Origin of the sequence: Dendrosporobacter sp. 1207_IL3150 (assembly GCF_036763085.1) — a bacterium.
In the GTDB taxonomy this organism is placed as follows: Bacteria; Bacillota; Negativicutes; order DSM-1736; family Dendrosporobacteraceae; genus JBAIYU01.
The window spans coordinates 40,111-46,738 of sequence record NZ_JBAIYU010000023.1 but is presented as its reverse complement, the minus strand read 5'-3'; the positions used below and the strand labels follow the sequence as shown (position 1 = coordinate 46,738).

The window sequence follows — 6,628 nt, the reverse complement described above, 5'->3', positions numbered from 1 at the left end:
GCTATGATGACATAGCTAAAAGATACGAGGTAATGCACTTAAACTATTGAACCGCCGTATACGGAACCGTACGTACGGTGGTGTGAGAAGTCGGCTACTCAATTAATGGGTAGCCTCTTACTCGATTAAGGCTTGTTAAGAGCTTGCAGAACTTGTGTTACTTCGCCGCCAATCATACTGGAAAGCGCTTCAAGGGTAGACCATGCTTCTGTTCCTTCAGGTCGGGTAACTGTTTTATCTATCAAATACGAATTAGAAGCTGCAGAATAGGCTTTAAGGTCAATTGCTACATCAAGTGGCCGAACAGAAAAAAGTATTATAAAGTTTACATGACGGTTGGCTGCATATGAGGCTAAGCTTTCAGGAGATGCACTGGCAGAGCTGCTCACATTACAGCGACTGAGATCACGAAGTACTTCATTACCTGATTGAACTTCGCTGCCAAGTAATAGTGCATTTATCTTAAAGCGTATTACTTCATTAAGGGCTTTGTTAAGCATATCGGTACCAGGAATATAATATCCGGAAGTATCTACATAAAGTGCGATAGCAGCTAAAGCATTATCATTTGAAGCTGCTAAGCAGCTTACTGTACTTAAGGATAAGATCAATACCAGGCAAATTATAATAAATTTTTTCATAGATAAACCCTCGCTTATCGTATAATTGTTAAAGCTAATCAGGTCCTTACAGCGGCATAACTAGGATTTTTGCTATTGGGTTCAGAAATATAGAATGTAAGCAAGAAACCAATGAGTGGTAAAACCGCTAGGATATCAAAGACAACAGGCATACTCCAAATATCGGCAACTTTACCTAAAGCAACTGCACCCATTGCTCCTAAACCAACGCTTAGGCCTATTGTTAGACCAGACGCAACAGCAATATTATTAGGCATCATTTGCTGTGCTAGGACAAGGGTACTTGAGAATGCGCAAGACAATAAGGCGCTAGTAATCGAGAGAATAAGAAAAACTTCAAATCCTTCGGACAGCCTGAAAAGATATAGCATAGCTGATATTGGTAAGATTGACCATAGCATTATGCGTTTACTGCCGTAGCGATCACTGAGAAAGCCGCCGAAAAGTGTACCAACAGCTCCTGCAGCCAAATAAACTGTCAAAAGCGAACTTGCATAAAGTTGACTGCCATGAAGGTATGTAACATAATATAGAGGTAGAAAAGTACTGACGCCCGAGCCGACAGTCGAACGTGATAGGACAACACCTAATAATGCTGCTAATGGCCAGCTAAAGCTTTTACTAATCTTATTTTCAAGCTGCTTTGAGTTGTTGCTTGTTATGGTTGGGAGACTAACGGCGAGCTTGTAAAGAGGATAGAAAATTGCTATAAACGGTAATAGGTATAAGGCTTTCATTAATTCATCTCCGGACAGCAGTATAGCCATGAATAATGATCCTAAGGCAAAACCACCATTGCCTCCTACAACAAAAAGACTTACGCCTTTGCCTTTAGATGTACCGCTAAATTTATTAGCCATTTTGGCCGCTTCAGGATGAAAGGCAGCTATACCAAGGCCACATAATGCAGTGCTGAAATATAACAGATAAAAACTAGGAGCCAATAGAGAGCCAAACATAGCTATACCAGATAACAGGCAGCCTGCTGGAATTAACCAAGGTCTAGGATATTTATCACTAAAGTACCCGAATAATGGTTGGCTGACGGATGAAGTAAGATTTTGGATGAGTACCAAGGAGCCGACTTCAGCGTAACTCAAGCCAAATTTAAATTTAAAATAAGGAAGTGCTACAAGCAAACTTCCTTGCGATAAATCTGTAATGCAGTGAGCTAGCACCAACAACCAGACTTTACTTGGAATTTCTTTTAATATTTGGAACATCTTATCACCTCATACCGTCTATTATGGCATAGTACAAGATGGTAGTAAATGTATGCATCGGGGCATTTAACCCCGTATTATGCCAATTTGGCTGGTTTTATTAGACTAAATGAGCTATATGTGTTAAAATTATATTTTGTAAGCAAAAATTATGAAAGATGGGAATAAAAACTATGATTAGTACAAATGGTTTAACATTACAATTTGGTAAAAGAATATTATTTAAAGATGTAAATATAAAATTCACTCCTGGAAACTGCTATGGCTTAATCGGGGCAAATGGAACAGGTAAGTCAACCTTTTTAAAAGTTTTGTCCGGTGAAGTAGAACCAACTAAAGGTGATGTTTGTATTACCCCTGGTGAACGCCTTGCTGTATTAAAACAGAATCATTACGAATTTGATGAGTTTGACGTTTTAACAACAGTTATTATGGGACATGCGCGCTTATACCAGATCATGGAAGAAAAGGATGCACTTTATGCAAAGCCTGATTTTTCTGATGAAGATGGTATGAGAGTATCAGAGCTTGAGTGCGAGTTTTCCGAATTAAATGGTTGGGACGCGGAGCCTGAGGCTGCACGCATGTTAAATGGTTTAGGTATTCCAGAACCTCTTCACAGTCAAAAAATGTCTGAACTCAGTGGTAACGAAAAAGTTCGAGTACTTTTAGCTCAAGCTCTTTTCGGCAACCCTGATATTCTGCTGCTTGATGAGCCGACGAATCATCTTGACATTGAATCAATAAACTGGCTTGAGGAATTTCTATTTAACTTCCCTAACACTGTTATTGTTGTATCCCATGATCGTCATTTTCTAAATAGAGTTTGTACGCACATTGCAGATATTGATTTTGAAAATATTCAGCTTTATGTTGGTAACTACGACTTCTGGCTTGAATCAAGTCAGTTGGCTTTACAGCTTGCTAAAGATGCTAACAAGAAAAAAGAAGAAAAGGCTAAGGAATTGCAAGCCTTTATTCAACGCTTTAGTGCTAATGCTTCTAAATCTAAGCAAGCAACTTCACGTAAAAAACTGCTTGAAAAAATTACACTCGATGATATCAAACCATCTTCGAGAAAATACCCATATATTGCATTTAAGCCTGACCGTGAAGCCGGCAATCAATTACTAACTGTTGAAGGCCTCACTAAGAGCATCGAAGGCGAAAAGGTTTTAGATAATGTTAGTTTTACTGTTGCAAAAGGCGATAAGATTGCCTTTGTCGGCCCTGATGGATTAGCTAAAACAACACTATTTAAGATTCTTATGGGTGAGCTGGAAGCGGACAGCGGTGAGTTCAAATGGGGCGTAACAACAACCCAAGCTTACCTTCCTAAAGATAACTCTGCTTACTTCGACGGCATAGAATTAAATCTTGTTGACTGGCTAAGACAGTTTTCAAAGGATCAGGAAGAAAGCTTTATTCGTGGTTTCCTTGGTAGAATGCTATTCTCTGGCGAGGAAAGCTTAAAGCAGGCTAGTGTTTTATCCGGTGGTGAGAAAGTACGCTGCATGATGGCTAAAATGATGCTTACTGGCGCTAATGTACTTTTATTAGATGAGCCGACAAACCACTTGGATCTTGAATCCATTACAGCACTTAACAATGGTTTAATAGCCTTCCCAGGCACTATGCTTTTTGTTTCCCATGACCATCAGTTTATTGAAACAGTTGCAAATAGAATAATTGAAATAACTCCTAACGGACTAGTTGACCGTCGTATGACCTATGACGAATATTTAGAAAATGGTGAAGTAAAGAAGCAGCTGGCGGAATTATATAAGTAGAAAAAAGCTCTGTTTGCCTTAGTGGCAGACAGAGCTTTTTTGTATAATCAAGAAAGGACTTGTTTGAAGTAATTTCGATTATACTCAATTCTGGGGTCGTCTGGGATATATTGAGCGGCTAGCTCATTATGTTCTCTCGCAATTTCATTTTTACCAGCGCGTGAATAACAGACACATAGCTGAATATGCGGCAGCCAAGTCCAGCAGTCGTTGTTAATTAACCCCCATGAGTTATTTGGTTTCTCTAGAGTTGTCGCCAGCTTATACCAGAAGATAGCTTGTTCTAGTTGATTTAAATTCATATGATAGTAACCCAAACGGCAGCAGAATTCCGCACGAGGTGGGCCGTATTTAAAAGACATATATATATACTTTAACTGGTTTTCAGAATCCTTAAGATTATAGAAACAATCCGCAAGCTTTCCGCAAGCTCCTATATTGTCCTCCACCCAGCCTTGATTTGTTGCTAAAAATTTTTGATAAAATTCTATAGCGCGATTATACAGTTGATGGTCATATAATTCGTTGGCATAATAGTAGAGATCGCGCGGAGAAAATACTTCACCGTTACGCTGACGTTTCTCGTAAATAAGTAAATTTCGATTAGCATCATGCTCTACCGGACTGTGTGTTACAGCAATATCACTGCTTACGATATTACCGTAGACTTCAATATACTCGTGTACAGCTCCAATCCAGCGGAAGTTTTTTTCTCGTTTTACTAGGCGGTTACGGCGCAGGCGTGATGATACTTGGCCGCTTTGATTGACAGTCAAGTTATAAAACATATTTACCGCATCTACCGTTGGGACAAGTGCGGATTTTAATTCTAAAAACTTCTGTTTATCATCAGGCATTATTACATCATCGGCGTCCAGCCAAAGAATATAGTCTTTGGTAGCTAGACTAAATGCATAGTTTCTGGCTGCGGCGAAATCATTAATCCACTCAAAGTCGTATATTTTTGTATTATAATTTTTAACGATTTCTTTGGTCTTATCTGTCGAACCTGTATCCACAATTATAAATTCGTCGACTATGTCTTTAGCAGATTCTAAGCATCTGCCGATGACTGCTTCTTCATTTTTTACAATCATGCACAGGCTGATTGTTGTGAGTGGTATTGTAGAACGTGGCATAGAAATACCTCCTGAATGCTTATCTGTAATTATCTTATTCATTAACTGTTTTATTGTTCTTAAATAAAAATGAGCCCCACCTTGAATGGTGAGAGCTCATTTTCATTAGATATTCTTAATCGAGTTTAGCTAAAGTCAACTGAGCACCTACTGAAGGAGCTAAAGTTAGTGTTAGAGCCACTAGTGAGTTATTTCTTAAAGTTATGACATCACCAGCAGCTAAGGTAAGCATCGCTTGACCTGAAATCTCGCCTGTTGCTACTAACGCTGAGACAGGTGTTGATGCATCAACCGTTCCGTTAACTGCTATTGCAATCTCTGGAACTACTCCAGCAGTGATACTAATAGAGTATTCTATTAAATATACACCAGCAATAGTTACAGTTACTGGAGTAGTTCCAGGAGTGTGCGTGATGTTAGTCAGTGGGCCGTTATTGGAGAATGGAACATCACCGCCACCTAAGACTACAGCGTCTAATAAAGTTGCAAGTTGGTATACATAACCAAAAGCTGCTAGGCCTGCACCAGTTGCCCCAGTAGCACCAGCATCACCGGTAGCGCCAGTCGCCCCAGTAGCACCAGCATCACCGGTAGCGCCAGTTGCCCCAGTAGCACCAGCATCACCAGTAGCGCCAGTTGCCCCAGTAGCACCAGCATCACCGGTAGCGCCAGTTGCCCCAGTAGCACCAGCATCACCGGTAGCGCCAGTTGCCCCAGTAGCACCAGCATCACCAGTAGCGCCAGTCGCCCCAGTTGCACCAGCATCACCAGTCGCCCCAGTAGCACCAGCATCACCAGTAGCGCCAGTCGCGCCAGTCGCACCAGCATCACCGGTAGCGCCAGTCGCTCCAGTAGCACCAGCAAGACCAGCATCGCCAGTAGCACCAGCATCACCGGTAGGGCCAGTCGCCCCAGTAGCACCAGCAAGACCGGTATCACCAGTGGCACCAGTAGCACCGGTAGCACCAGCATCACCAGTAGCACCGGTAACGCCAGCAAGACCAGTATCACCCGTAGCACCAGTAGGTCCAGTCGCACCAGTGGCACCAGTAGCACCGGTAGCGCCAGCAAGACCAGCATCACCCGTAGCACCAGTAGGTCCAGTCGCACCAGTGACACCAGTAGCACCGGTAACGCCAGTGAGACCAGTATCACCCGTAGTACCGGTAGCGCCAGTTGGGCCAGTAGCACCGGTAACGCCAGCAAGACCAGCATCACCAGTAGCACCAGTAGGTCCAGTCGCACCAGTGGCACCAGTGGCACCGGTAACGCCAGCAAGACCAGCATCACCAGTAGCGCCAGTAGGACCGGTAGCCCCAGTGGCACCAGTAGCCCCAGTGGCACCAGTGGCACCAGTAGCGCCAGTAGCGCCAGTAGCACCAGTAGCGCCAGTAGCACCAGTGGCCCCAGTGGCACCAGTCGCACCAGTCGCACCGGGAGGTCCATCGGAAGGACCTGTTGGACCAGTTACACCCGTTGCACCAGTCGCGCCGGTTGCGCCAGTTATTCCAACACCGGTAGCGCCTGTTGGCCCAGTTTGGCCCGTAGCACCAGTTGGTCCGGTTGGCCCCGTGAATCCAGGAAGTCCAGTGGCACCTGTAGCACCCGTTGTTCCAGTTATTCCGGTTGGACCTATAGGACCGGTAAGTCCAGTAGGCCCAGTTGGGCCTGTGTTACCAGTCGCGCCAGTGGAACCCGTTATACCCGTGGGTCCAACGGGTCCGATAATGCAGCAGGGTTTGGGTGGGCAGTCGCATCCGCAATCACAACTTGAGTGTTGTTTTGGGTGGCATAGATTATGAGGATGATTATAATATCTTGAATTATTATCCATT

Annotated in this window: 5 protein-coding genes; 1 reads left to right on the top strand and 4 read right to left on the bottom strand. The window is 43.4% G+C overall.

Annotation, left to right across the window (positions count from 1 at the left end; translation table 11 throughout):
- Positions 1-125: 125 nt before the first annotated feature.
- Both V6C17_RS12575 and V6C17_RS12570 read right to left on the bottom strand, forming a co-directional pair.
- The gene (locus V6C17_RS12575) at positions 126-641 is read right to left on the bottom strand and encodes a hypothetical protein (RefSeq protein ID WP_333522930.1); all 516 of its coding nucleotides are present in this window, start codon (positions 639-641) and stop codon (positions 126-128) included.
- Between the two features lie 38 nt (positions 642-679).
- The gene (locus V6C17_RS12570; protein WP_333522929.1) at positions 680-1,864 is read right to left on the bottom strand and encodes an MFS transporter; all 1,185 of its coding nucleotides are present in this window, start codon (positions 1,862-1,864) and stop codon (positions 680-682) included.
- Positions 1,865-2,037: 173 nt separating this feature from the next.
- On the opposite strand from V6C17_RS12570, the gene V6C17_RS12565 reads away from it, so the two are divergent.
- On the top strand, positions 2,038-3,654 hold the full coding sequence (locus V6C17_RS12565) for an ABC-F family ATP-binding cassette domain-containing protein (RefSeq protein WP_333522928.1): 1,617 nt from the start codon (positions 2,038-2,040) through the stop codon (positions 3,652-3,654).
- A 47-nt stretch (positions 3,655-3,701) separates the two neighbouring features.
- Here the strand turns inward: V6C17_RS12565 and V6C17_RS12560 are convergent, their stop codons facing one another.
- Positions 3,702-4,793 carry a glycosyltransferase gene (locus V6C17_RS12560; protein WP_333522927.1) on the bottom strand — a complete coding sequence of 364 codons (1,092 nt, stop codon included), beginning with the start codon at positions 4,791-4,793 and terminating at the stop codon, positions 3,702-3,704.
- 115 nt (positions 4,794-4,908) lie between these two features.
- On the bottom strand, positions 4,909-6,627 hold the full coding sequence (locus tag V6C17_RS12555; protein WP_333522926.1) for a BclA C-terminal domain-containing protein: 1,719 nt from the start codon (positions 6,625-6,627) through the stop codon (positions 4,909-4,911).
- Position 6,628 lies beyond the last annotated feature (1 nt).

What these genes read in the sequence shown, in the direction of transcription:
- V6C17_RS12575 (WP_333522930.1), bottom strand. Translation starts at nt 641, where the DNA reads ATGAAAAAATTTATTATAATTTGCCTGGTATTGATCTTATCCTTAAGT.
- V6C17_RS12570 (WP_333522929.1), bottom strand. Translation starts at nt 1,864, where the DNA reads ATGTTCCAAATATTAAAAGAAATTCCAAGTAAAGTCTGGTTGTTGGTG.
- V6C17_RS12565 (WP_333522928.1), top strand. Translation starts at nt 2,038, where the DNA reads ATGATTAGTACAAATGGTTTAACATTACAATTTGGTAAAAGAATATTA.
- V6C17_RS12560 (WP_333522927.1), bottom strand. Translation starts at nt 4,793, where the DNA reads ATGCCACGTTCTACAATACCACTCACAACAATCAGCCTGTGCATGATT.
- V6C17_RS12555 (WP_333522926.1), bottom strand. Translation starts at nt 6,627, where the DNA reads ATGGATAATAATTCAAGATATTATAATCATCCTCATAATCTATGCCAC.